This is a genomic window from Verrucomicrobiota bacterium, from assembly GCA_034440155.1.
GTDB lineage: Bacteria > Verrucomicrobiota > Verrucomicrobiia > JAWXBN01 > JAWXBN01 > JAWXBN01.
Genome location: JAWXBN010000037.1, coordinates 1 through 23,789, shown reverse-complemented (window position 1 = coordinate 23,789; position 23,789 = coordinate 1). Strand labels below are relative to the sequence as shown.

Sequence of the window (23,789 nt, the reverse complement as noted above, 5' to 3'; positions counted from 1 at the left end):
GGGACGAGTTTCACCTCGTCCACGACCACGGGACCAAGCCGGAAACTGTCCGCGAATGCAAAGACCAAACAAACTGGAGGGACGAGTTTCACCTCGTCCACGACCACGGGACCAAGCTGGAAATTATCCGTGAAACCCCCGGACATGCAGAACCCCGCCCCTCCAATTATGAAAATAATTAACCAACATAAAAAAATTAGATGAAACCTGACAGAAAATTTCCCGTACACCATTCTCCCCATGAACCCCAATATGGAAAATCGGTCATCATCTTTTTAACAGTTTGCTCCAAGGAAAAAATTTCAATTTTTGCATCAAAACAGGCTCAGGATAAATTAATTTCCTCATGGGAACAGGCCAAAGGATGGACCGTGGGATATTATTGTTTAATGCCTGATCATATTCATCTCTTTTGCAGCCCGTATGCTGGATATCCTACAAGTCTCAAAGATTGGGTAAAATACTGGAAATCCATCTTTACAAGGCAATGGAAGATGAACGTCTCTATTAAACAATCAATCTGGCAGAAGGATTTTTGGGACACACAATTAAGATCCAATGAAAGTTATTCGGCGAAATGGCAATATGTCACTCAAAATCCAGTCCGCGCAGGTTTGGTTGGTCATTCTCATGATTGGCCTTATCAGGGGGAATTGAATATCTTAGAATTTTCATGACAAAAACCCACCCGCGAAACCCCCGGACATGCAGAACCCCGCCCCTCAAACCGCGAGAAAAACGTCAAAGAACCGGACAAACCCCGGTATCGTCGATCTGAAGGGACAATCTCTGCCAAACAAACTGGAGGGACGAGTTTCACCTCGTCCACGACCACCGGACCAAGCTGGAAATTGTCCGCGAACATAAAGACCAACAAACTGGAGAGACGAGTTTCACCTCGTCCACGACCACGGGACCAAGCTGGAAATTGTCCGCGAACATAAAGACCAAACAAACTGGAGGGACGAGTTTCACCTCGTCCGAGACCACGGGACCAAGCTGGAAATTGTCCGTGAAACCCAAAAGCCCACCCGTGAACCCCCCGAGCATACAGAAGCCTGCCCCTCCAATAACGAGAAAAAAGTCTAAAAGTCGAGGGTCGCACTTGACTCTTTTAAACGAGTGATTATTTATGGACTAGTATGTTCAGTGATTATATTCCTGTTTTTGTCCAGCTTGCTGTCGCCCTTTTTTTTGGTGTTGCCGCACTATTAACGTCCATCATTCTTGGCCAGAAAGGCCGTCTGAATAAAGCGAAGGATAGTGCTTATGAGTGCGGAATGATTTCTGAAGGAAGTATTACCCCCCGGTTCTCAGTTAAATTTTATCTCGTGGCCATGCTCTTTATCCTCTTCGATATCGAGTTGATTTTTATGTATACATGGGCTGTCAGCTTTCAGGACTTATTGGGCCAGAACCTGTCGGGGATTCCTAATGGGATATTCTGGGGAATGATTTGGTTTTTAGCCCTTTTTATCGTTGGCGAAATTTATTGCCTCAAAAAAGGGGCGTTTGATTGGAAATAATGGCGGGTGGATGTGTCGCTATATATCCATCTTTAACCATGATAAAATAAGACTACATGAGTATAGGGGAGGAATACGGCCCCTGATCAAAATCAAAGATGCCTGCATTTGTAATCGGTGAGGACGGCCAAAAATATGGACCGGCCAGTGAACTCACAATTCAGCAATGGGTTGTCGAGGGGCGAATCGTAGAGTCAACGGTCCTTGAAGACCGGGCGACAGGAGAAGCCAAATGTGCGGCTGAATGGGATTATCTCCACGAGTTTTTTAATCCTGAGGCGGCGGCACAGGCAGCAGTCCGGATTACCGAAGAAGAAAAAAGATATTTACTCGAGCATGATAAGCTGGAAAAAAAGCAAAAAATGCGGGAGTTCTATGATTCCTTGAAATCATTACGCCTACCTACAGCCTTCAGTAAGCTTAAAGAAGCCTTAAAGAAGTAGCGTCCACTTTATTATCCCTTAGAGTACACTCTCACGTGTAAACCGCATACCGCTCAGGGCGAGGATATCCGTGAATCCCTTTTGTTGGATCAGGTATTTAAATGTGGTTCCCATCAGCTCTGGGTGCATCAAGGTTTTAAACGCCCTGAGCATCTTATGATGGTCTTCCGGAGTCATCCTGAGTGAATCAGGGCTATTCTGCTCAAATCCCTTTAGATCATCCTGTGCTATGCCGACCATAAAATGATGTTGATCGGTAAACCCATTAACGACGGCACCGTTTAGGATACCGGCTTTTGCCATCGCTGAAAAATTAATATGCGAGGTAATATCCTGTTCCCCGACCAAGTCTAGGGCGTTATAACGGGGCCGGTGTTTGTAATAGCAGGTCAGGGTCCCTTCTACTCGTGAGCGGTTATAATAAAGAGTTTCAGGATAACCGTAATCGATGGTGAAAATAAATCCTCGCCCGATTTTTGCACAAGCCTGCGAAATCCATTTAATGGCATTGAGGTTAATCTCGGTGGTATAACGCTGGATATGGATTCTGGGGATCAGCGCAATTTGCGCTTCCAAGTCCGGGTTACTCAATTCACCGTTGATATAAGAAAATTTATTCCGCTGCCAAGTCACGTATTGTTCATGCCACCGGTCATCATGGAATTGAATCCGGTGGATGGGGAAAGAATCCAAGAGTTCATTAGAAAAAATCACACCATTCAAGGAACCATCTGCAAGCTCGGACAAGTCGTTGATCCATTGGACCTTGTCCAGGTTAATATTTCTTGAAGCTAATGTTTCCCGCTGTTTCTTTTGGTGCTGAGGACGTGGTTCGACAAAAAGATAGCGTACTTCTTGGTAAAAGGCGGGCGCAAATTGCTGCATCCATGTCATGACATCACAGCAAAATTCACCCGTATGAGCCCCTTGTTCGACAATCGAGAATCCATCCGGGCACGGAGTCATTAAACGCCACATCTCCTCGAATTGCTGGCCGATGAGCTGGCCAAAAAGTGAACTGACCGAGACATTGGTGAAAAAATCCCCTTTGCGCCCGATAGGGAGTGCCGGATTTGAGTAATATCCGTATTGTGGATGGTAAAGGGCTTTCCCCATGAATTCCACAAAAGGAATAGGGCCACTCATAGCTATTTGCTGGCGGATTTCCTGTACCAAAGGATTTGGTTCGGAGAGATTAGACATCGTATGATCGTAACGCATTATTATGAAAACCCAAGGAAAACTATCTCAAACGAGAAGGGTCACTTTGCGGCTTGATAGAATGGCCAGTCTTTTGCCATGATCACCGACTTATGAAAGAGCCTGTCACACTTTATGACACTACCCTGAGGGATGGAACCCAGGGGGAAGATATCAATTTATCACTGACGGATAAGATTCGTATTGCAGAGAAACTCGACGCTTTCGGCATTCATTATATCGAAGGTGGATGGCCGGGATCAAACCCCAAGGATATCTCATTTTTCGAGGAAGCTCGCAAAAAGAAGTGGGTGAATGCGAAAATTTCGGCTTTTGGGATGACGCGCCGGATGAAAATCGCGGTTGAAAAGGATGAGCAAGTGCAGCTTTTGATCGATGCGGGCACGCCTGTCGTCACGATTTTTGGGAAAACCTCCCTTTTCCACGTGCGTGAAATATTAAAAACCACGCCGGAAGAAAATATCGCGATGATTGCCGATACGATCAAGTATCTCAAAGACAACCGCAAAGAAGCGATTTTTGATGCTGAACATTTTTTTGACGGTTACAAAAATGATCCGGCTTATGCTTTGGACTGTATCCTGGCCGCCGAAAAGGCCGGGGCTGATTATTGTGTGCTCTGTGATACCAATGGGGGGACATTACCCGCGGAGATAGCCCGGATCACCCGTGATGTCATTTCGAAAGTAACGGTCAAAATCGGTATCCACACCCATAACGACAGCGGGTTAGGAGTGGCGAATGCCCTTGCTGCGATCGAAGTCGGGGCCGTTCAAGTCCAGGGGACGATGAATGGTTACGGTGAAAGAACGGGCAACTGTAATATGACCACGGTCATCCCAAATCTCGTCCTGAAAATGGGAATGAATGTCGTCGGCAAAAATAAACTCAAGTCGCTGCGTGATTTGTCCCTGTATATCGACGAGATCGCCAATGTCCGCCATGACATCAGGGCCCCGTTTATCGGTCAGACCGCCTTTGCCCATAAAGGAGGGACCCACGTTAATGCCGTTCAAAAAAGCTCAAAGGCCTATGAGCATATCGAGCCGGAATCCGTCGGGAACATACAGCGGATTCTGGTCGGGGAACTCAGTGGGCGTGATAATATCCTCATGAAAGCCCGGGCTTTGGGGTACGATTTGGATAAGAACCAACCGGAAGTCAAAAAGATCCTTGAGCAAGTTAAGGAGCTGGAATCTCGCGGCTTTGAGTTCGAGGCTGCTGAAGGTTCCCTCGATATCTTGATCAAAAAAACGCTGAATAAACACCAGACCTTTTTTGAGCTCATGGAGTATCATGTCAGTGTTTTTAAAAGTAAGGATCTTGACGCTTTGGATTGTGAAGCGACGGTGAAACTTAAAATCAAGGATGATATCTACCATACCGTGGCCGAGGGTGATGGTCCGGTCAATGCGCTGGATTGTGCTTTGCGTAAAGCCTTAGAAAAATATTATCCGGCGATCAAAAAGATTACGCTCACGGATTATAAAGTGCGTATTATCGACGGGAAAAAGGGAACCAGTGCCAAAACCCGTGTCTTTATCGAGTCTTCCGACGGGAAATTAACTTGGGGCACTGTCGGGGTATCGGATAGTATCATCGATGCCAGCTGGCTGGCATTAGTTGATTCCATCGAGTTTTATTTACTCAGAAAGATATCTTAGGCAATCCCCTGCTGGCGCGGGATACTTCTTTGAATTATGTCCGAGAGTAATCTTACACCGATGATGCAGCAGTACACGCGGATGAAACGCGAGGTGCCGGCGGATGCCATTCTCCTTTTTCGTCTGGGTGATTTTTATGAAATGTTCTTCGACGACGCAAAAATCGGAGCGCAAATTATGAATATTGCCCTGACCCAGCGCCAGGGTACTCCCATGTGCGGGATTCCCTACCATGCAGCGCAGACTTATATCTCGAAATTAATCAAGGCCGGTAAACGTGTGGCCATCGCCGACCAGACCGAGGAAGCCGTCCCGGGAAAACTGGTTAACCGCGAGCTGGCCCAGATCATCAGTCCGGGCTCGGTCGTGGATAGTAATCTGCTCGAGTCGGGTAAAAATAACTTTTTAGGAAGCCTCTGTGGTGCGAATGGAAAAACAGGGTTCGCCCTTGTTGATTTAACTACAGGGGAATTTAAGCTGACGGAGTTCGATAACGACAGTGAATGGCTTGATGAACTCTATCGTGTGGGATTATCGGAATTAATCATTCCTTCGGAATGGTTAGGAAACCTTTCAAAGAACCATTTTTCCTTTGCCGTGACGGTGCATGATGGATGGACGTTCGAGTCCGATTTCGCCGCAGAAACGTTAAAGAACCATTTTAAAACACAGTCCTTGGATGGATTTGGTATCTCCGGATTGAAATACGGGATCAGTGCGGCCGGGGCGATTCTCCATTATTTACAGTCCACTTTGCGTCGCCAGACCCACCATATTCACTCCTTGCGCTGCTACCAGTCGCATGAGTACCTTGTCCTGGATAATATTACGCAGAGGAATCTCGAGCTAACCGAGCCCTTGAATGCCCATGCGGCAAAAAATACCTCGTTGCTAAATGCCTTGGACCGGACGATTACCCCGATGGGGGCGAGAACCCTCAGGGATTGGATTGTCCGGCCATTGGTCAAAAAGGGGGACATTCTTGCCCGTCAATCCACCGTGGCGACCTTCCTCAAGAATCCAATCGCCTTGGCGGGCCTGCGCAATTTGCTCAAGGGTGTCCGCGACGTGGAGCGCATTGTCTCCCGGTTAAACCAAGGGTATGGAAATGCCCGTGATTTGAACGCGTTGCGGGACTCTGTCCGTGAATTCCCTGCGATCAAGAAGCAACTTGTTGACTTTGGAGACCAGTCTTTGACTCCGTATTTGGAGGGGATTACCGAGCTGCCCGGGGTGGATGAGTTAGTCTCGCGAGCGATTGTCGATGAACCCTCGATCGCGGTGAAAGAAGGCGGCATTATCCGTTTGGGTTACTCCGCCGAGCTCGATGAGTTGCTCGTCGCTTCCCGTGATGGGAAAGACTGGATCGCCCAGCTCCAGATCCGTGAGCAGGAACGCAGCGGCATCAAGTCCCTGAAAGTCAGGTTTAATTCCGTATTTGGATATTATATAGAGATTACAAAATCAAACCTGAACCAGGTGCCTGAAGACTATATCCGGAAACAAACGTTAGTGAATGCCGAACGCTTCATCACGCCTGAGCTCAAGGAAATGGAAAGCAAAATCCTAGGCAGTGAGGAAAGAAGGCAAAAACTTGAGTACGACCTTTTCCTTGAGGTCCGGGAAAAAATCGTCACTCATACCGAATCCTTGCAGTCCACTTCACGGACCTTAGCCGCCCTGGATATTTTGGCTTCTTTTGCTGAAACCGCACAACTCTTTGATTATTGTCGTCCCGAAATTTCTGAGGAAGGCCGGATTGTTGTCGAGGAGGGCCGGCACCCTGTGATTGAACAAATTAATTCCGAAGAAAAATTTATCCCTAATGATTCCCGTCTCAATGATCAGGACCACCGTGTCTTGATCATCACCGGGCCGAATATGGCGGGGAAATCGACTTATATCCGTCAAGTGGCCCTCCTTGTCCTGATGGCGCACATGGGCTCGTATATCCCGGCGAAGTCCGCGCAAATTGCGCTGGTGGACAGGATATTCACCCGTGTCGGAGCCAGTGATGACCTCTCCCGCGGCCAGAGCACATTCATGGTCGAGATGAATGAAACGGCGAATATCCTCAATAACGCCACATCCCGCAGCCTTGTGATCCTCGATGAGATCGGACGGGGGACAAGCACCTTTGACGGTTTATCGATAGCCTGGGCGACAGCGGAGTACTTACATTCAGAGTCCCGGACCAAAACCCTATTTGCGACGCATTACCACGAGCTCACCGAGCTTGCGCTGAGTCTGGACGGGGTGAAGAATTTCCATGTCGCGGTCCGTGAATGGAATGAACAGATTATTTTCCTGCGCAAGATTAATCCCGGCGGCACGGACAAAAGTTACGGCATCCAAGTCGCGCGTTTGGCGGGATTACCAAAGATCGTGGTGGAACGCGCCAAACAAATCCTCGCCCGGCTCGAAGAAGATGAGCTCGATGAGAGTGGGGTCCCGCGATTGGTCGCACAAAGGGCTAAACAAAAGAAGAAGGCCAAACACGCCGTTTCACAGATGGATATGTTTAGTCAGCATAAACCCGCAGTTAAAGCTGATTAATTCTTTTTCTTCGGGGCTTTGTCAGGAGCGACAGGTTGATCGGTAGGGATTTCAAAAATTCTCGGCGAGGGGGCTTGGAGTTTGAAATCGGCAAAATCAATGATCATGGAGCCATCCTCACTGCCCAGTCTGACTGGGGTCCATGTTGCGCGATTCACCCAGAGATTTGCTTTTCCGGCTTTTGTGTCGAGCTCGAGCTTTTCCGTGACGGTTTCTCCGATGAATTCGACAGTGCCCTCATTGATTTTAAATTTATTTTCGGAGTAAAGGGGCAGGAGCAGGCGTTTTACCGGGTTTTTTGTTGATTGGTTACTGTAATCGATCTGGGAGTATCCTTTGACCCCGGTTTTTGTGGCGAAGCCACTTTGTACATCATCCCTCATGACCAATGTGAGCACTTCACCTTTGTCGAGGATTTGATCCGCTCTCCAGAGGGGGCCGTTGACGGAGATTTTTTGGACTTCCATTTGTCCGTTCCTCCTCAGGACGAGGGTAGCGGTATAAGCGGTCGGCATTTCAAATTTCCGGTTCGGTCGGATAGTGTCGTAAACGTATTTAATATAGGGATTCACCGTGCCCGTATTAGCTGTAATGGCAGTATTAATATTTGTCGTCGGTGGCTCTGCATGGATCCGTTGGGATGTGATCAGGCACAAAATAAGTGCTGCGGGGAGGGTGAGATTTTTAAACATGTTATTTAAGAAGTTTAAGGATTTGGGGGAAAATCTTATTCTTTTCCTGTCTGGATATTTTTTCCATGAGTACATCGGCGGTTTGTACAAAATCTAAAAGCTCGTGGAGTTTCTCGTCCAGCAGCTTTTTATCGATACCGGTCGTCTCACTTTCCTTCACGTCGTCGATACAATCCTGCAAGGCTTTGATGACAGGCTCGATTTCCCGCTTTTTACGCTCGCGGACAATCGTGCAGAACATCTTCCAGACATCCTTTTCGCCGACAAAATATTCTTTCCTGTCGCCGATTTTTACTTCACGGCGGATGAGCCCCCAGCTGATGAGGTCACGGAGGTTCATATTGGCATTACCGCGACTGATCTGGAGCTCGCCCATGATCTGGTCGGTGCTCAGGGGTTCATTCGACACCATCATCAGAGCGTGAATCTGGGCCATCGTCCGGTTGATCCCCCAGCATGTGCCCATTTCCCCCCAGCTTGTGATAAATTTTCTTTTAGTCTCTGGAATGTCACTCATCTGTTAAATCTTTCAAAAGTTTCAAAACTTATTGAAAATAGCAGACAAGTTATTTTTTGCACGTAAAAAACTTTTTCTATCGAGATACTCTTCCCCGATACTAATGTCGGAAATGGCGCACGCCCGTAAAGACCATGGCGATATTGTGTTCGTCAGCCGCTTTAATGACTTCTCCATCACGGACACTGCCCCCGGGCTGGATGGCAGCGGTGACCCCTTGTTCAGCAGCGGCGATCAGGCCGTCGGCGAAGGGGAAAAAGGCGTCCGAGGCGATGACTGAGCCTTTTAGGGAGAGCCCCGACTCTTTGGATTTCGCGATGGCGATCTGCGAAGAGTTCACCCGGCTCATTTGTCCGGCACCGATGCCCAGTGTGCGGTCGGCGCCCCCATAGACGATCGCGTTTGACTTCACATGTTTAACGACTTTCCAGTTAAAGAGCAGGGCTTTGAGTTCCTCGGGTGTCGGCGGGCGTTTGGTGACGATCGTGAGGTCTGTTTCGGTTGTCTTGTGTGTGTCCTTGGTTTGTACGAGTAGTCCACCGAGGACACTCCTAATGACTAGACCGGGAGCGGATTTCTGGGATTCGGGGATTTTATTGAGCATCAGACGCAGGTTCTTCTTTTTCTGGAGGAGCTCGAGGGCGTCCGGGGCAAATTGCGGGGCGATGATGACCTCGCTAAAAATTTCCGAGATGGCTTGTGCCAAATCCAGCGTGAGTAATTTATTTGTCACGATGATCCCGCCAAAGGGGGCTTGTTGATCGGTGGCAAATGCCTTGTCCCAGGCGGCGCGCAAATTGCTCGGGTCGGTGCCCACACCACAGGGATTCGTATGCTTGAGGATGGCGACCGTGGGATCTTCAAATTCCGCGATTAATTCCGCAGCGGCTTGAATGTCGATCATGTTATTATAGGAGAGTTCCTTGCCGTGGAGTTGTTCGAGGGATTTATCGAAATCACCGAAAAGGGTGGCTTGTTGGTGGGGATTCTCGCCGTAACGGAGAGGCTTACGGTTTTTCAAGACCTGGTGGAAATGGGGGGAGGGGATATGATAAGCGCCGTGGAAAAAGTTTGAAATGGCGGCGTCGTACGCTGCGGTGGTCGCAAAAACTTTTGCGGCACAATATTTTTTGAATTCATAGGAGGTTTCCCCTTCGAGTTTATCGAGCTCCTCAATCAACCGCGGATAATCAGCCGGGTCACTGACGACTGTCACAAAATGATGGTTCTTGGCCGCGCTGCGTAGCATGGACGGACCTCCGATATCGATATTCTCGATGGCCTCTTCGAGGGTGGAGTCTGGTTTGGCCACGGTTTTTTCAAACGGATATAGATTCACAATGACGAGGTCGATGGGGGGGATACCGTGTTCACGGGCTTGTTTGGCATGTTCCTCATTGTTGCGGAGGTAAAGCAAGCCCCCGTGGACTTTCGGGTGGAGTGTTTTGACACGGCCGTCCATCATTTCGGGGAATCCCGTGTGTTCACTGACATCCTTGACTTTGAGGCCGCCCTCGCGGAGGGCTTTGGCTGTCCCGCCTGTCGAGAGGATTTCGATTTGGTGTTTGAGTAAGGCGGCGGCGAGGTCGGCCAAACCGGATTTGTCAGAGAGGGAAATAAGTGCGCGTTGGATTTTCATGGATTATGATAGTTTTGATGGATCAAGGATTTTGAGTTTTTTAAAGTAATCACGGTAGTAGCCCTTGTCCCTTGTAAGCAGGCGATCAGCATATACAATAGCATGGGCTCCGACGAGAAAATCGGAAAGTATGTGTCCACTGCTTTTACGTTTACAGAATAGAGTATAAAACTCTCCCGCAAGACGGGCTGTTTCCTCGCTGGACGGCTTGAATCCGATATCCCAAGTCGAGAGGAAGGAGGCGATATCAGTGGGGTATAGAGCAGGGGAAATCTCTGCAAGCACACATTCGCATATAATTATTTGTCCTTCATCGCGTGCTTTTTTGATGGTGGCGATTGATTTGTCCGCAAACTTTGCATCGTCACAAATAACATCAATGAGGACAGAGGAATCAACGGCGGTGACCATAACGCACTACTTCCAGATATTCGTCAGTATTGTTGCCGAAGGGTAATTTCCCTTTACCTCGCCATTTGTCGATAACATCCCCCGTAGCCTTCTTTGAAATGATGATTTTGCCTTCGGCATTTTCAAAGTTTAAAATCGTGCCATTCTTGATCCCTAAACGGACTCGTAAGGATTTAGGGATTGTGACCTGACCTTTTTCGGAGACAATGGCCGTTGTTTTCATACTTATAATGTAGTTATTCCTACTTTTAATGTCAAAGGGATATGTTTTTTTAGACGATACGAACGATCCCGGTGCCCTTTTCGATTTGGCCGATGATCGAGGGTTTCGCGCGCAATTTGCGCAGGAGAGCCATGGTTTTGTCGACATCCTTGCTCGAAACGACGAAACAATAACCGATCCCCATATTAAATGTCTGGTAACGCTCTTCCTCGGAGACTCTCCCTTTTTCACAAAGCAAATGGTAGAGGGGAGAGATTTTCCAAGATCCGCGGTCGATAAAGGCATTCACATTTTTGGGTAGGATACGCGGCAGATTGTCGATCAAACCCCCGCCGGTGATATGGGCCATGCCTTTGATGGTGACGGCTTTGCCGAGGGCTTTGACGAATGGCAGGTAATTAATATGTGTCCTCAGGAGCAATTTGCCCAAGGGTTCTTTTTCGCCGGGGATTTTCGAGGTCAGCTTGAGTTTGAGCTGGTCAAAAAGGATTTTACGGGCAAGGGAATAACCGTTTGTGTGTAGCCCGCTGGATTCCAGCCCGATAATGATGTCGCCTTCCTTGATTTTCGTGCCGTCGATCATTTTCGCGCGGTCGACGATACCGACTATACACCCGACCAGATCATAATCTTTCCCTTGATACACACCGGGCATCTGGGCGGTTTCCCCGCCGATCAGGGAGCAATTTGCGGCGGCGCAGGCATTGGCTAGGCCGGAGACTATTTGCTCGAAGACTTTTGGTTCGAGTTTACCCGTGCCGATATAATCCATAAAAAAGAGGGGTTCAGCCCCCAGGACCGCGATGTCATTGATACAATGGTTCACGAGGTCGGCGCCGATGGTGTCGTGTTTACCGGTATCGACGGCGATTTTGAGTTTTGTACCGACACCGTCCACGCTACCGACGAGCACCGGGTCTTTAAATCCCTTAAAGCTAGCCCGGAAGAGTCCGCCGAACCCGCCGACTTTCCCCAGCACCTCCGGGCGTTTGGTTTTGGCGAGCAATTTGCCCAGGCCGGATTTGACTTTATTACCGAGATCGACATCGACGCCCGCTTGGGCATAAGCTTTTTTTGAACTCATAGGAAATTATAATAACCGGGTTTGTTCTTCGAGGGGAACGAGCTCGACCGGGGGGCGCAACTTGCGGCGTTCCATGATGAATTTATCACTTTCGGCATTGTATTTGATCGGGTAATCCCCGGTGAAACAGGCCAGGCAGAAGTTATTTGGCTTGAGGGTAGTGGCCCGGATCATGCTCGACACATCGAGATAACCGACACTATCCGCACCGAGATACTCGGCGATTTGCGCGTTTGTATATTTATTTGCCAGTAACTCGCTGCTGTTCGGGAAATCAATACCGTAATGGCAGGGGAAACGGTGGGGAGGGCAACTCACGCGGACGTGGACCTCCTTGGCCCCGGCCTCGCGGAGATTCACCACACGGGCGCGGGCGGTGGTGCCGCGCACGATGGAGTCATCGACGACGACGACGCGTTTGCCTTTTACCGAGGCCTTGATGAGATTGAGCTTTACCCGGACTCCGAAGTCGCGGATGAGCTGGGTCGGCTGGATGAATGTCCGTCCGACATAGTGATTCCGCACAAAAGCCTGTTCAAAGGGAATGCCTGATTGCTCGGAGTAACCGAGGGCCGCGTAGTTACCGGAGTCGGGCACGGGGATGACCACATCGGCCTCCACCGGGTGGAGTCGGGCCAGCTCGATGCCCATCCGGACACGGGTGGTACTCACATTGACTTCATTAATATTACTGTCAGGACGGGCGAAATAGACATATTCGAAAATGCAGAAAGCATTTTGTTCCGGTGGCACAAAAGGTTTGATCGAGCGTAAACCATTCTCATCGATAATGACGATCTCGCCGGGCTCGACATCGCGGATGAATTCCGCCTGGACGAGATCCAGCGCGCAGGTTTCCGAGGAAAGGATATAAGAGTTCCCTAGTTTACCAATACAAAGCGGGCGGAAACCGTGGGGGTCACGCACACCGATGATTTCTTTCTCGCTTTTGATCACGAGGGAATAAGCCCCTTGGATTTTTTTCAGAGCGTAGATGAGGCAATTCTCATGGCTGACACTGCGGGGCTGGGCCATGAGGTGGAGGATGATCTCGCTGTCCACGGTGGTTTGAAATATCGAGCCATTAGCCTCGAGCTCTTCACGGAGTTCATTAGCATTTATCAAGTTCCCATTATGCCCGACAGCGACCTGGCCTTGGGCGCAATTCACGACAATCGGTTGGGCATTAATGATATGGCTCGATCCCGTGGTGGAGTACCGTACATGGCCAATAGCGCGGTTACCCTTTAATGATTTGAGTTTGTCCTCGTCGAAAATCTGGGGAACCAGTCCCATGCCTTTGACGGTCTTAAATTCCTGGCCGTCGGTGGAACACGTGATGCCCGCACTTTCCTGGCCGCGGTGTTGCAGGGCATAGAGACCATAATAGGTAATTAATGAGGCATCCGGGTGACCAAAAATACCAAATATTCCACACTCGTGCTTCGGATAATAATGAGAGTCATCGGACATGATGATGAACTAAAAAGAAACCATGCAGTAAATCAACCTTTGTGTTTCAAAGAAGTAAAATATTCAGGACCAACCGGATTTAGATGGTTATATTACCATACCACCCCCTTCTTTAGGTTAAATCAGTAAATTTCCCTTTCCCTCAGCGTAAAAGCCCGTTATTTATCTTTTCAGCACCGTTTTATGAACCCTATTTCTTACTTTATCGCCCGAAATGGCCAGCAATTAGGCCCTCTCACCGAGGAGCAAATTGCCCAAATGCGTGTTACCGGGAAAATTCTGGCCCGAGACATGGTATGGCATGAGGGAATGAATGAGTGGCAACCGGCCAAAACTGTTTTTGGCCTCCCAGACTTTCCGGTGGTGCCACCACCTCATGTACCGGGGAAGAAAAATTCCTCGTTGGGCTGGGCCTCCTTGGTGATCGGCGGGGTGATGTTTGTGGGGTGGTTCGCCTTATTGATCGCGGCAGGAGTCGCCCATCATTCCGGTGCCAATGACCAAAGCCCGGTCATGGTGATTATCGGCCTCTGCATTTTTGCGGGAGTGGGGGTGAACCTTCTGGGGATTATCTTTGGCATTGTCCCCCTCATGAAAAGCGAATTCTCCAAAACTACGTGCGTCATCGGCATTATCCTGAACGGACTGGAACTCCTCGGCATGGTCGGCATCATGATAATGGGCGTAGCCATGCAGTAGCGCAGGAAATAGGATTCCATCACGCGCAAGACCAAGGAAGAAAAGCCAGACCGAGCGAGTGTGCAGGGCGAGCGAGCCCGCTTGCCGCCAGCGAGAGCTTCACGGTTACCTTCGGTGTCCGGCAGCGGGGCTCTGTCACCCTACAGCGGGGGGGGGGAGAGGGGAGAGTTCACCGCGAAGAAACGTGAAGAATTTTGAGCTCCGCATCTAATTCATTCCCTTCCCCTTTTGCTACCGGCTTGTCTGGCTTAACAGGAATTGGGGAAAAGATGACCGATGATGTTCATCGTGAGAAAGACGAGTGGAGTGTCAGGCTCCGCATCTCGATCCCTTCCCTCACACGCGCTGATACTACCCTTTCAGGATGCCGGAGATACAGGCCTTCGTTACTGTCCGGAGCAATTTGCGCGTTTTACCTGATTTTGTAGGGCAAGCGGCCCTGCTTGCCAGAGGCCAGAGTTTCAGGGTGACATCCGACATACGGCAACGGGGCCCGTCGCCCTACACAGGGAAATTCAAAAAAACTTTGCGGCCTTCGCGAGAACCCCCCCTTTTTTTTTCTCCCGAGTTTATCGTGGTAAATTTCGTCCTAGGAAGACTAGGAGGGAAAAGCCAGGGCGAGCGAGCCCGCTTGCCGCGGATCGGGAGGCTCTCCGTTCAAACCAGCCCCGGGCTATATGATTGGCATCCTTTCAGGATACGGGGAATGCCAGCCTTCGTTGCCGTCAGGAGCAATTTGCGCGAGGGGGGGTAAGAAAAAACCCTCACCTCGGCCGGAGAGTCCGGAAGCCGAGTGAGGGTGTGAGACTGGTGTAATGAGTTTAGACGGGCGGGCGGGCGTTTGCGGAGGCGACGCGGCTACCCCATTCGAGGAGTTCCTTGGTGCAATCATCGCGGTCGAGGGCGCATTCAATCAGGACTAGGCCGTCATGTTTTTTGGCGCGTTCGATGGCCGTGGTGAGTTCGGCACTGGTGGCGGCTTTGAGGCCGAGTCCGTTACCTTCCCCGGCATTAAAGACATCGACGAGTCCGGCATAGTTCCAGTTCTTAATATTATTATAAGGCCCGTCGTGGATCTCGACCTCGATAGTGTACCCGCGGTTATTCAGCAGGAAAATAATGGGGTTAGTCTGGTAACGGATCATCGTGGAGATTTCCTGTGCGGTGAGCTGGAAGGAACCGTCGCCGATCAGGGAGACCACACGTTTTGCGGGGCCAGCACCGATAGCTACCCCGAGGGTCGCGCCCGTGGCCCAGCCGATGGAGCCGTACTGCATTTGGAAATGGTAACCCGCGCCGTCGGGCAGGATGAGTTTTTGGCCATTAAACCACGAGTCCCCGGTTTCGATGACCAGATGGGAGTCTCCATTGATTAAATCCTGCACGTGATGACGGAGCTCACGCAAGGAAAGCGGGGCATCTGTGGCGGCGAGCGTCGTCGCGGGTGGAGCCTCGTGTAATCGGGTGTAAGCCTGGAGTGATGCCTCCTTTTTCGGGGTGCGGCTGGCAAGGGCCGCGAGGAAATCATTGAGCCGCACGTTATGGAAGGGGGCTCCGGCCACGATGACAAAATCCGGTCCGATCTGGATGGATTTCTTGTGGTTAATCAGCGTGGTCCATCCTGTCGTGGTGTAGTCATTAAAGATCGGTCCTGCAAATATCTGGCAATCACTGGACTCGACGACTTCCGCACAATCGGGGCTGCTGACCTCGCCCCAGTAGGTGCCGATAAATCCGCTGTGGCTCTCAGGGAAAAGCCCTTTGGCATTTGGCATGACCGCTACCGCACAGGCTAAGGCATCGGCGAGTTTGGCGAAGGAAGTCATCGCTTCCTGAGAGGCGAGCTTGACCCCTGCGATGAGGACGGGTTTGACCGTGTTTTCTAAATGACTGACGGCGGCATCTACGGCTGCTTGTAAAGAAGCCGGGTCAGTGGTCACCGCGGACGGCGGGAAAACCAGTGGGCCGGGGGCAGGGACTTTGGCATTAGCGATATTACAAGGGATCTCTAGGTAAACCGGTTTTTTATCCCTGAGACAGAGGGTGATGGCCTCGTCGATCATCCGGGTCGCGTCATCGAGATGGCGGATGACAAAGGTTTTCCGCACGACTGGCTCGAAACATTTTGATGCCTGATAGAGCTCGTACTCACCGATGGTGTGGTGGAGCAAATGGTGCGCGGGGGCATCATTTGTATTTGGCCCGCCGGAGACGACGAGCACGGGCAAGTCGTCGGAGTATGAGCCCGCGGTGGCATTCATGACGCTGAGTCCACCGACCATGTAAGTGACGACGACCATGGATAATCCCCTGACCCGGGCGTATCCATCGGCTGCGTAACCGGCGTTGAGTTCATTACAACAACCGATCATGCGCAAGTCCGGCTCTTTGAGTAATTCATCGAGCAGGACGAGATTAAAGTCTCCGGGGACTCCGAAGAAATCTTTCATTCCCGCCTGTGAGAGGCGAGTGGCCAGGTAGGCGCCGAGGGTAGTGGTCTGAGGTGTGGTCATAGGAGGGATATTCCTTATACGTATGAGGGGTAAACGGGTGAATAAGCGTAACTGCGCACTTGGGCCGAAACATCTTTGGGGCGCGGGACCCCGGCGAGGTCACTGTCGTAGATCAGCTCGGCCACACGCACCGCGGCGTGGAGGGAGGCCTCGAAAATATGACTCTGGTGGGGATAGATCAGACCGGAAGCAAGCTGCTCCTCGCTGACTTGCTCGGCCACGGCTTGGGCGGCGCGGATGAACATTTTTTGTGTCACGCGTTTGCTCTCGGTGGCTAGCACGGCCAGGCCGATAGCCGGGAATATATAAACGTTATTCCCTTGGCCGGGGATAAAGGTCTTGCCACCGTATTGGACCGGGTCAAAGGGGCTCCCGCTGGCGAAGATAGCCTGGCCTTTGGACCATGAGTAGGCTTCTTCCGCAGTGCATTCCGAGCGCGAGGTGGGGTTCGAGTACGGGAAGATAATCGGGCGCGCATTGATCCGGCTCATGGCCTCAATGACCGCTTGGTTAAAGAGTTTCGGCACGGTACTCACCCCGATGATGGTGGTGGGTTTGATCGCTTCGATGGCCGCTACGAAATTCGTAATCGCCGGATGGTCATGGGAGAAAGGTTTCTGGAAATCCGTGAGGTCGGTACGATCTTTTGTGATGAGCCCGTGGACGTCAAAGAGCCAATTACGTTTGCGCGCCTCGTCCATGGATAAACCTTCGAGGGCCATGGCCTCGCTGATGAGCTCGGCGATGCCGGTAGCTGCCGCCCCACCCCCGAGGAAAAGGATCCGCTGGTCGCTGAGTTTTTCCTTAGAAATCCGGGTGGCCCCGTAGATGCCTGCCAGTGCGACGGCGGCTGTGCCTTGGATGTCATCATTATAGGTACAGATCTTGTCACGGTACCGGTTAAGGATCGGGTAAGCATTAAAATTCGCAAAGTCCTCCCACTGGATACAGCATTTCGGAAAGAGTTCCTGCACCGCACTGACAAATTCATCGATAAAGGCGTCGTAGTCCGCGCCGCGGATGCGTTCATGTTTGAGTCCGAGGTAGAGCGGGTCTTCGAGCAGGGCATGGTTATTTGTCCCTACATCGAGGGTGATGGGCAGGCTGAGCTGGGGGGGGACCCCCGAGCAAGCGGTATAGAGGGCGAGTTTACCAATGGGGATACCCATGCCCCCGACACCGAGGTCGCCGAGTCCGAGGATGCGTTCGCCATCGGTCACGACGATAAAGCGGACATCGGGTTCGGGCCAGTTCTTGATGAGCTCACGGATTTTACCCTTTGCCGTGATCGGCAGGTAAAGCCCGCGTGTCCCGCGGAAAAAGTGGTCAAATTTCTGGCAGGCCTCACCCACGGTGGGTGTATAAACCAGCGGCATAAAACGGGCCGGGTCCGACATGAGCACGGCATAATAAAGAGTCTGGTTACGGCTCTGGAGATCGGAGAGGAAAAGATATTTTTGGAGGTCGCCCGGCATTACTTCGAGTTGGGCATGGACACGCGCAATTTGCACGTCGATCGATTGGACGGCATCCGGGAGCAGGCCATTGAGTCCGAGGGCATCCCGCTCGGCTTGGGTAAAAGCGGAACCTTTGTTATATCGTGAGTCGTGGAGGAGGCTGTAGCCAGTGGGGATTTGGGTTTGAGTCATAAGTTTGCCCTTGTTGAACAGGTTTATTTTCAAAGAGTTCCGAAAACCTTCAGTAATAATTTGAACCACATTGCGCGAATACCGTACGGAATGGCAAGTTTTTATTTCTAAAGATCAGGTGACGATTTTTGACTGAATTTTAAAAATTAATGGGCGAAATGACCTATCTAGGGAGCATACGAATGTCATTATCGGTCCGGGTGTCACTCATTAAATTTCCATCGATCTCTCTGGACTGGCTCTGTATGAATAATCCAAAAAATTTATCGTTAACCGCCCCTGGTGCGACCAATACTTCATTCATCACTGGGTTTGGCCCGGAGGCTAAGGGGTAAAACAAAACAAATTGCCCGAGAAAACGGTTATGCTGTTATCGAGGATCCTTTTCATCTGGTCTATTATATTGTCAAAAAGGATCAAGAGGAATCCTTGATAAAACGCCTCAAGCCCCTTCCCGTTTTCTCTTTTTTTTATGCCTCATAGCTAATAATTCCAAATACACCGTGGCGATACCCAAAGGACTTGAGGAAATAATAAGTTGTCAGATTTTTGACGTGCCCCTACCTGCCTCCTTCGAAATGATCGTACAGGTGTACCCTCTGAATCTCAAAGTCGATCGGGATGATCAAAAAAAGACTTTCTCCGTTACTATCGAACCATAACCCCACCGCCGACTGACTTGCCTAGTCAAGCGTATGAGACCCGCTTTTGCGTGGTGGGCGAAGTGTATCCTCAGACAAGACAAACGTCCCGTCATCCTATGGGGTGAATACCCCATCGTCAGTGGGGTCACCGCGCGGCTATCATAATTTTTGTCTCCGTGCAGTGCACTGAGGTAAATATGAAGTTAAAAGGGAAAATCAAGTTTTGCGCTCTGATCCTCATTATTGTGTCAATCACAGTATTCCTCACGACTTTCTTTCTGAATTTCTGGATGGGGCAGAGGCAGATTCGTTATAAACTAGAGCATCGTTTCTCCATTGATGATCCGCAATTTCTCCGGGGCATGGGCAAACTCCTCGGGCCAGGGATCCTGCCGGGCAACAGGGTGAGTTCCCTACAGAATGGGGATGAGATATTTCCAGCCATGCTCGAAGCCATCAGGAACGCGAAAGAGTCGATCACTTTTGAGACTTATATTTATTGGTCGGGGGAGGTGGGGCAGGAGTTTGCCGATGCCTTGAGTGAAAGGGCGCGAGCGGGGGTGAAAGTCCATGTCATGCTGGACTGGGCGGGCTCTAGGATCGAGGGGAAATATCTGAAGGAATTAAAACAAGCCGGCGCAGAAGTGGAGCTTTATCGTCCCTTGCATTGGTATAATTTATCGCGACTGAATAACCGGACGCACCGCAAATTGCTCGTGGTCGATGGCCGGATCGGATTCACCGGCGGGGTGGGCATCGCGGATCAGTGGAAAGGACAGGCTCAGTCCAAAGATCATTGGCGCGATTCACACTACCGGATCGAAGGCCCTGCCGTCGCCCAGATGCAGGCCGCTTTCATAGATAATTGGATAAAAACGCGAGCTCAAGTCCTTTTTGGGAATCGATATTTTCCGGAGATCGAGCCCGTCGGCGATTCCCTAGCGCAAGTTTTTAAGAGTTCGCAAGGGGAAGGCAGTGAAAGTGTGCGTTTGATGTATCTACTCTCCATCTCTTCAGCGACAAAATCCATCCGGTTGCAGGCCGCCTATTTCGTCCCGGACGACCTCGCGATTGATTCCCTGATCGCCGCCCGCAAAAGAGGTGTCGAGGTGGAGATTATTGTGCCCGGGCCAGAGATGGATATCAAAATCGTGCAGGGTGCCAGCCGCTCACTCTGGGGCAAATTACTCGATGCGGGGGTGAAAATCTACGAGTATCAACCGACGATGTATCACTGCAAAGTTTTGATCGTGGACGATCTATGGGTGTCAGTGGGTTCCACAAATTTTGATGACCGCTCCTTTCGTCTCAATGACGAGGCAAATCTAAATGTCTATGACGCCACCTTTGCGGCCGAGCAAGTCAAAGTCTTTAAAGAGGACAGAGCCAAGTCCCGTTTAATGACCCGGGCGGAGTTTAAAGACCGTTCTCCCATCGGGAAAATCCTCGATGAGATGGCCGGTATCTTCCGGCGGCAATTGTAATGATTCAACTAGCCCTCGCCATTAAAAAGAGGGCGGATAGGTTTTTTCTCCCCCCGATGATGTATCGTGACTAAAAATGAAGCACAGACATGATTGTCTATGCCCGTGTGCCCGGTATGGGCATGTACATATTATCTAAAAAGAGTACGGACTTTGCGTTATACTACAATTTCAAGATTGTCCTGGTTAAGGAAAACGGGGATCTTAAGATTGGGCATTTCGAGTTTATGAGAGCCAATATGATGGATTAACCCCGGAGTCGAGGTTTTTAAAACGGCACTGATCAGCTTTCCGGAATCGGGCTTCTGAAGCAAAGGGGTGCGATGCGATGGAGTCGCGGGTGTGGCCCATACACAAAGACCTCTCGCGATAGGACAGGAGGGGACGACATCGCGACCTTGACCCAGTGTATCCTTGGACAAGGGTTTTAAATGGTCGGGGACTATCGGGATGAGTGGGTAAATCAACAAGGCCGGGGGGTGTTCGGAAAAAGTAAGCACCTGCCCAAGGTTATTAGCGGAATTTTTTAAAGTAGACAAAAATCACAAGTCCGGCGATAGCTGTCGTGCACAGGATATTAAATATCAAGGTGTTATGAGACTGCTGAAGCTTAGTCTGGGAGATCATCATCTCTTCCCTGACTTTCTTAAACATCTCGGCCAGACGGTCACTGCCCTCAGGGGCTGCAGAGCTTGTATGGTAGCCCTCCTCTGTCGGATCGAGTGGTGTCTCATTATTTGTCGTGGGAACATGATATTCGATCATAGTAGAAGGCTTCTGTCCGGGTTAAATTGAGGTATTTCTCCCTCGATCCCCGTGGACAGAAGGTCGAGGCGCGTTTTAAAAATATCTAAGGAGTAGCCTACCCACTCCTGTGTGGAAGTGGGTAAGCTTTTTGCGTACTTGGTTGATTCGGAAGACGGGCTAATGAGATGAATCTTTATTTCTTTGCAATTAACAAAAAAATTAACGTCTTTGGCAAATCAAGCGCAGGATATAGCCCACTCCGATGGCCAGTCCAATCGTTTTCCATGGATTATCCTTCACATAGTTTTCGGTGCATTTTTGTGCTTCGCAGGCTTTTTCCTGAATGCACTTCATTTTGTCAGTGATCATATTTTTTGCTTCATTGAGTGTTGAGTCCGCTTGATCGACGACAGCTTCGACCAGGAGAGAGCCTGCTTCTTTGATTTGATTTGGATTTCCGTCATTCATAATATTATTCCTTAGTTTATTGGTGAGAGATTATTTTGATATTGGTTGATTTTAAGTGCAGCCCCGCAAGAGGAAAAGAATGAGGAGAACGGGAAGAGGAACTCCTAAGACCCACAGGAGAATCCACCCGATTTTCCCGCTTTGTGATTTTTTGCTTTTCATAGGTTTTATTCATCTTGCTTTGTGAGAAAGTTAAAAAGAGTTCCCACGGTCGATTAACTCGACCGTGGGGATTTAGTTTTTAGAATCATCAACGTCTCGTGCTTATGAAATCAGGACCTGATTCATGTCTCGAATAGATGTTGGTTACTTAATTGACACTGGATTCATGCAGCTTACGATTACTCATTTTTTCAGGATGAGGAACGGTGGATTCACCTGTTGTACAGATGTCCTGGGCCCCGGCCTGTGTGAAGATTTCTTTGGCCTTGGTGATTTCTTCGGAGTTCTCGGTATGCACTGAGATGAGGATATTACCTTCCTTAATCTTGCCTTCGTAACGTTTGGCTTCGATTTCTGGAATGCCCATACCAATCAAACCACCCGCAATACCACCCACGGCTGCACCGATAGCCACACCACTCAACGCGGCGATAATCGGACCGGCAGCGATAAACGGGCCTACTCCCGGAATGGCCAGTGCACCGATCCCAGCAATCCATCCCAAAGTCCCACCAATAGCGCCGCCTGTGCCTGCGCCGGTGACCGCTCCTTCGGGTGCTTTCGTGTTTTTCTCATGGGCGAAATCGTGTGACGTTTCCTTGTCGGGGAATAACGCAGAGATGTCGTTATTCGAGAAGTTTGCATTTTTTAAGCGGTCGACGATTTGATCGGCCTGATTGTGTGATGTAGCGATACAGAATACGGATTTATTTGACATAGATATTTCTTTCTTTGTTTTGTTTGATTAATTACCAAATTAGTTATTGCTAGCGGTCTTTTTGACTTCCAGTTGGTTACTCACCTTATTCGCTCCGGCAAGGTTGTCGGCGATTTCGCCGATTTGACGTTTTTCATCCGCGGTGTCCACGGGTCCGCGTAAGGTGACCTCACCATTGGCGGTGATGATTTTCACGTTCTTGGCATTCACGGACATTCCATCTTTAGCGATGATTCCTTTACGAATCTCTGCCGTGGTGTTGATGTCGGACGTTGTGTTACCCTGATCGAGCGGTGTTAAGGTATCCTTGTCGCGGTCGCGCTTATTGATGCCTGTATTGTCGGCCTTATAGGTCGTGTTCGTGACGGTGTTATCACCTTGGTTAGTCCCGGCTGAGTTTTTTGTGTTACTATCACGGACACTGTCCATCGCAGTGATGAGCTTCAAATGCTCTTCCATGCTCGGTGTCGATTTTTTCAAGAAGCTTTGAATATCCGCATCTTTCGTTTTGTCAGATTCCGCTTTGTATTCCTTGATATCGTTTTTGTGATCTTTGATCATGCTAGCGATATAAGCGTCGTCGAATTTTGAACCCGTCAGAGCTGCCATTTTATCCACCGTCGCCTGATTCTTTTTATCTAGGCTCTCGGGCAAGACTACGCCCTTTTGTACGGCTAACGCTTTCAGGTCGTCATTGATGGACGTATGTTCTTTCACCATCATCTTACCGAAAGACTTCACATCGTCGCGTTGTCCGTTCTGTGCAGCCAGTTCGCCCAGCTTCACCCCGGTCATGGCACCTTGTGACGCTGCCAAAATAAATTTTTGATCGGCTGTGGAGATCGCCGTTGCTGCCTTAGCGTAAGGAGCTGCGATGAAAAGTGCCGCCGCCGCCGCCACAGTCATGCACAATGTGCTTATAGTGGAGCTGGTGATGCGTTTGGATAATTGTTTCGGATTGTGTTGAGTTGTAAGCTGTGACTTCATATTCATAAATACCTTTTGGTTTAACATTTGGATTATTCACGAGATCAAAAGATAACAGACTGGCTTTTATTCGATATGGGGTGTTCACCCCACGAATCAAGTTTACCCTGGCACACGGTGTCATGTGTCACATTTCAGGACGAGAGAGTGAGCCCAAAGGCTTTCCCTGTTAGGAACACTGGGTCGCATGACCGACTGGATTCCAAGGCTTTCGACTTTGTCCGGCACTCACGCCGACGAGGGTCTGCCGGTTATCCGTGACGACGTTC

24 protein-coding genes are annotated in these 23,789 nt (G+C 50.0%); 8 read left to right on the top strand and 16 right to left on the bottom strand.

From position 1 onward, the window contains the following. Window positions 1-200: 200 nt before the first annotated feature. The gene (locus SGI98_03930) at window positions 201-677 is read left to right on the top strand and encodes a transposase (GenBank protein MDZ4742550.1); all 477 of its coding nucleotides are present in this window, start codon (window positions 201-203) and stop codon (window positions 675-677) included. A gap of 139 nt (window positions 678-816) precedes the next feature. On the opposite strand, the gene SGI98_03925 is transcribed toward SGI98_03930, so the two are convergent. After that, a complete protein-coding gene (locus SGI98_03925; protein ID MDZ4742549.1) occupies window positions 817-1,050 on the bottom strand; it encodes a hypothetical protein in 234 nt (77 codons plus the stop codon). A gap of 92 nt (window positions 1,051-1,142) precedes the next feature. On the opposite strand from SGI98_03925, the gene ndhC reads away from it, so the two are divergent. Together ndhC and SGI98_03915 are read left to right on the top strand one after the other, a co-directional pair. Next, the gene (ndhC, locus tag SGI98_03920) at window positions 1,143-1,526 is read left to right on the top strand and encodes an NADH-quinone oxidoreductase subunit A (GenBank protein ID MDZ4742548.1); all 384 of its coding nucleotides are present in this window, start codon (window positions 1,143-1,145) and stop codon (window positions 1,524-1,526) included. 98 nt (window positions 1,527-1,624) lie between these two features. Further along, window positions 1,625-1,969 carry a hypothetical protein gene (locus tag SGI98_03915; GenBank protein MDZ4742547.1) on the top strand — a complete coding sequence of 115 codons (345 nt, stop codon included), beginning with the start codon at window positions 1,625-1,627 and terminating at the stop codon, window positions 1,967-1,969. 18 nt (window positions 1,970-1,987) lie between these two features. Here SGI98_03915 and SGI98_03910 read toward each other — a convergent pair whose 3' ends face one another. Next, on the bottom strand, window positions 1,988-3,190 hold the full coding sequence (locus SGI98_03910; protein ID MDZ4742546.1) for an SAM-dependent methyltransferase: 1,203 nt from the start codon (window positions 3,188-3,190) through the stop codon (window positions 1,988-1,990). A 92-nt stretch (window positions 3,191-3,282) separates the two neighbouring features. Between SGI98_03910 and cimA the strand changes: the two genes are divergently transcribed. Both cimA and mutS read left to right on the top strand, forming a co-directional pair. Next, window positions 3,283-4,854, top strand: coding sequence for a citramalate synthase (gene cimA, locus SGI98_03905; GenBank protein ID MDZ4742545.1), 1,572 nt, complete (start codon window positions 3,283-3,285; stop codon window positions 4,852-4,854). Window positions 4,855-4,890: 36 nt separating this feature from the next. Further along, window positions 4,891-7,410, top strand: a complete 2,520-nt coding sequence (gene mutS, locus SGI98_03900) for a DNA mismatch repair protein MutS (protein ID MDZ4742544.1) — start codon at window positions 4,891-4,893, stop codon at window positions 7,408-7,410. On the opposite strand, the gene SGI98_03895 is transcribed toward mutS, so the two are convergent. From SGI98_03895 to purF, 7 genes are all read right to left on the bottom strand, one after another. Continuing rightward, window positions 7,407-8,102, bottom strand: coding sequence for a hypothetical protein (locus SGI98_03895; protein MDZ4742543.1), 696 nt, complete (start codon window positions 8,100-8,102; stop codon window positions 7,407-7,409). The genes mutS and SGI98_03895 overlap by 4 nt on opposite strands. Window position 8,103: 1 nt before the next feature. Next, window positions 8,104-8,619, bottom strand: coding sequence for a transcriptional regulator (locus tag SGI98_03890; GenBank protein ID MDZ4742542.1), 516 nt, complete (start codon window positions 8,617-8,619; stop codon window positions 8,104-8,106). A gap of 100 nt (window positions 8,620-8,719) precedes the next feature. After that, the gene (gene purH, locus SGI98_03885; GenBank protein MDZ4742541.1) at window positions 8,720-10,258 is read right to left on the bottom strand and encodes a bifunctional phosphoribosylaminoimidazolecarboxamide formyltransferase/IMP cyclohydrolase; all 1,539 of its coding nucleotides are present in this window, start codon (window positions 10,256-10,258) and stop codon (window positions 8,720-8,722) included. Window positions 10,259-10,261: 3 nt separating this feature from the next. Next, window positions 10,262-10,669: a type II toxin-antitoxin system VapC family toxin gene (locus SGI98_03880; GenBank protein MDZ4742540.1), complete on the bottom strand. Its 408-nt coding sequence runs from the start codon at window positions 10,667-10,669 to the stop codon at window positions 10,262-10,264. After that, entirely contained in the window at window positions 10,653-10,892 is a 240-nt protein-coding gene (locus tag SGI98_03875) for an AbrB/MazE/SpoVT family DNA-binding domain-containing protein (protein ID MDZ4742539.1), read from the bottom strand. Before SGI98_03875 ends, SGI98_03880 begins: the two co-directional genes overlap by 17 nt. A 49-nt stretch (window positions 10,893-10,941) precedes the next feature. Next, window positions 10,942-11,976 (bottom strand): phosphoribosylformylglycinamidine cyclo-ligase, encoded by a 1,035-nt coding sequence (gene purM / locus SGI98_03870; protein MDZ4742538.1) that lies wholly within the window; start codon window positions 11,974-11,976, stop codon window positions 10,942-10,944. 6 nt (window positions 11,977-11,982) lie between these two features. Then, window positions 11,983-13,449, bottom strand: a complete 1,467-nt coding sequence (gene purF / locus SGI98_03865) for an amidophosphoribosyltransferase (protein MDZ4742537.1) — start codon at window positions 13,447-13,449, stop codon at window positions 11,983-11,985. A gap of 183 nt (window positions 13,450-13,632) precedes the next feature. Between purF and SGI98_03860 the strand changes: the two genes are divergently transcribed. After that, window positions 13,633-14,148, top strand: a complete 516-nt coding sequence (locus SGI98_03860; protein MDZ4742536.1) for a DUF4339 domain-containing protein — start codon at window positions 13,633-13,635, stop codon at window positions 14,146-14,148. A gap of 351 nt (window positions 14,149-14,499) precedes the next feature. Here the strand turns inward: SGI98_03860 and SGI98_03855 are convergent, their stop codons facing one another. The 3 genes from SGI98_03855 to SGI98_03845 form a co-directional block, all read right to left on the bottom strand. Next, window positions 14,500-14,628, bottom strand: coding sequence for a hypothetical protein (locus SGI98_03855; GenBank protein ID MDZ4742535.1), 129 nt, complete (start codon window positions 14,626-14,628; stop codon window positions 14,500-14,502). A 341-nt stretch (window positions 14,629-14,969) separates the two neighbouring features. Beyond that, window positions 14,970-16,661, bottom strand: coding sequence for a thiamine pyrophosphate-binding protein (locus SGI98_03850; GenBank protein ID MDZ4742534.1), 1,692 nt, complete (start codon window positions 16,659-16,661; stop codon window positions 14,970-14,972). Between the two features lie 14 nt (window positions 16,662-16,675). Continuing rightward, on the bottom strand, window positions 16,676-18,310 hold the full coding sequence (locus SGI98_03845) for an NAD-dependent malic enzyme (GenBank protein ID MDZ4742533.1): 1,635 nt from the start codon (window positions 18,308-18,310) through the stop codon (window positions 16,676-16,678). 182 nt (window positions 18,311-18,492) lie between these two features. Between SGI98_03845 and SGI98_03840 the strand changes: the two genes are divergently transcribed. Both SGI98_03840 and cls read left to right on the top strand, forming a co-directional pair. Next, on the top strand, window positions 18,493-18,645 hold the full coding sequence (locus SGI98_03840) for a hypothetical protein (protein ID MDZ4742532.1): 153 nt from the start codon (window positions 18,493-18,495) through the stop codon (window positions 18,643-18,645). A 506-nt stretch (window positions 18,646-19,151) separates the two neighbouring features. Then, window positions 19,152-20,438, top strand: coding sequence for a cardiolipin synthase (cls, locus tag SGI98_03835; GenBank protein ID MDZ4742531.1), 1,287 nt, complete (start codon window positions 19,152-19,154; stop codon window positions 20,436-20,438). Between the two features lie 513 nt (window positions 20,439-20,951). On the opposite strand, the gene SGI98_03830 is transcribed toward cls, so the two are convergent. The 4 genes from SGI98_03830 to SGI98_03815 form a co-directional block, all read right to left on the bottom strand. Beyond that, window positions 20,952-21,203, bottom strand: a complete 252-nt coding sequence (locus SGI98_03830; protein ID MDZ4742530.1) for a hypothetical protein — start codon at window positions 21,201-21,203, stop codon at window positions 20,952-20,954. Window positions 21,204-21,404: 201 nt separating this feature from the next. After that, window positions 21,405-21,653, bottom strand: a complete 249-nt coding sequence (locus SGI98_03825) for a hypothetical protein (protein ID MDZ4742529.1) — start codon at window positions 21,651-21,653, stop codon at window positions 21,405-21,407. 310 nt (window positions 21,654-21,963) lie between these two features. After that, window positions 21,964-22,533 (bottom strand): DUF3341 domain-containing protein, encoded by a 570-nt coding sequence (locus SGI98_03820; GenBank protein MDZ4742528.1) that lies wholly within the window; start codon window positions 22,531-22,533, stop codon window positions 21,964-21,966. 39 nt (window positions 22,534-22,572) lie between these two features. Beyond that, the gene (locus tag SGI98_03815) at window positions 22,573-23,526 is read right to left on the bottom strand and encodes a DUF4142 domain-containing protein (protein MDZ4742527.1); all 954 of its coding nucleotides are present in this window, start codon (window positions 23,524-23,526) and stop codon (window positions 22,573-22,575) included. Window positions 23,527-23,789 lie beyond the last annotated feature (263 nt).

Bases quoted from the DNA above. Each gene is read 5' to 3' on its own strand.
- SGI98_03850 (MDZ4742534.1), bottom strand. From the start codon at position 16,661: ATGACCACACCTCAGACCACTACCCTCGGCGCCTACCTGGCCACTCGC.
- SGI98_03930 (MDZ4742550.1), top strand. From the start codon at position 201: ATGAAACCTGACAGAAAATTTCCCGTACACCATTCTCCCCATGAACCC.
- SGI98_03820 (MDZ4742528.1), bottom strand. From the start codon at position 22,533: ATGTCAAATAAATCCGTATTCTGTATCGCTACATCACACAATCAGGCC.
- SGI98_03925 (MDZ4742549.1), bottom strand. From the start codon at position 1,050: ATGCTCGGGGGGTTCACGGGTGGGCTTTTGGGTTTCACGGACAATTTC.
- SGI98_03895 (MDZ4742543.1), bottom strand. From the start codon at position 8,102: ATGTTTAAAAATCTCACCCTCCCCGCAGCACTTATTTTGTGCCTGATC.
- mutS (MDZ4742544.1), top strand. From the start codon at position 4,891: ATGTCCGAGAGTAATCTTACACCGATGATGCAGCAGTACACGCGGATG.
- SGI98_03825 (MDZ4742529.1), bottom strand. From the start codon at position 21,653: ATGAATGACGGAAATCCAAATCAAATCAAAGAAGCAGGCTCTCTCCTG.
- SGI98_03880 (MDZ4742540.1), bottom strand. From the start codon at position 10,669: ATGGTCACCGCCGTTGATTCCTCTGTCCTCATTGATGTTATTTGTGAC.
- SGI98_03845 (MDZ4742533.1), bottom strand. From the start codon at position 18,310: ATGACTCAAACCCAAATCCCCACTGGCTACAGCCTCCTCCACGACTCA.
- SGI98_03915 (MDZ4742547.1), top strand. From the start codon at position 1,625: ATGCCTGCATTTGTAATCGGTGAGGACGGCCAAAAATATGGACCGGCC.
- SGI98_03860 (MDZ4742536.1), top strand. From the start codon at position 13,633: ATGAACCCTATTTCTTACTTTATCGCCCGAAATGGCCAGCAATTAGGC.
- SGI98_03855 (MDZ4742535.1), bottom strand. From the start codon at position 14,628: ATGTCGGATGTCACCCTGAAACTCTGGCCTCTGGCAAGCAGGGCCGCT.
- SGI98_03890 (MDZ4742542.1), bottom strand. From the start codon at position 8,619: ATGAGTGACATTCCAGAGACTAAAAGAAAATTTATCACAAGCTGGGGG.
- purH (MDZ4742541.1), bottom strand. From the start codon at position 10,258: ATGAAAATCCAACGCGCACTTATTTCCCTCTCTGACAAATCCGGTTTG.
- purF (MDZ4742537.1), bottom strand. From the start codon at position 13,449: ATGTCCGATGACTCTCATTATTATCCGAAGCACGAGTGTGGAATATTT.
- SGI98_03815 (MDZ4742527.1), bottom strand. From the start codon at position 23,526: ATGAATATGAAGTCACAGCTTACAACTCAACACAATCCGAAACAATTA.
- SGI98_03830 (MDZ4742530.1), bottom strand. From the start codon at position 21,203: ATGATCGAATATCATGTTCCCACGACAAATAATGAGACACCACTCGAT.
- SGI98_03840 (MDZ4742532.1), top strand. From the start codon at position 18,493: ATGTCATTATCGGTCCGGGTGTCACTCATTAAATTTCCATCGATCTCT.
- cimA (MDZ4742545.1), top strand. From the start codon at position 3,283: ATGAAAGAGCCTGTCACACTTTATGACACTACCCTGAGGGATGGAACC.
- purM (MDZ4742538.1), bottom strand. From the start codon at position 11,976: ATGAGTTCAAAAAAAGCTTATGCCCAAGCGGGCGTCGATGTCGATCTC.
- ndhC (MDZ4742548.1), top strand. From the start codon at position 1,143: ATGTTCAGTGATTATATTCCTGTTTTTGTCCAGCTTGCTGTCGCCCTT.
- SGI98_03875 (MDZ4742539.1), bottom strand. From the start codon at position 10,892: ATGAAAACAACGGCCATTGTCTCCGAAAAAGGTCAGGTCACAATCCCT.
- SGI98_03910 (MDZ4742546.1), bottom strand. From the start codon at position 3,190: ATGCGTTACGATCATACGATGTCTAATCTCTCCGAACCAAATCCTTTG.
- cls (MDZ4742531.1), top strand. From the start codon at position 19,152: ATGAAGTTAAAAGGGAAAATCAAGTTTTGCGCTCTGATCCTCATTATT.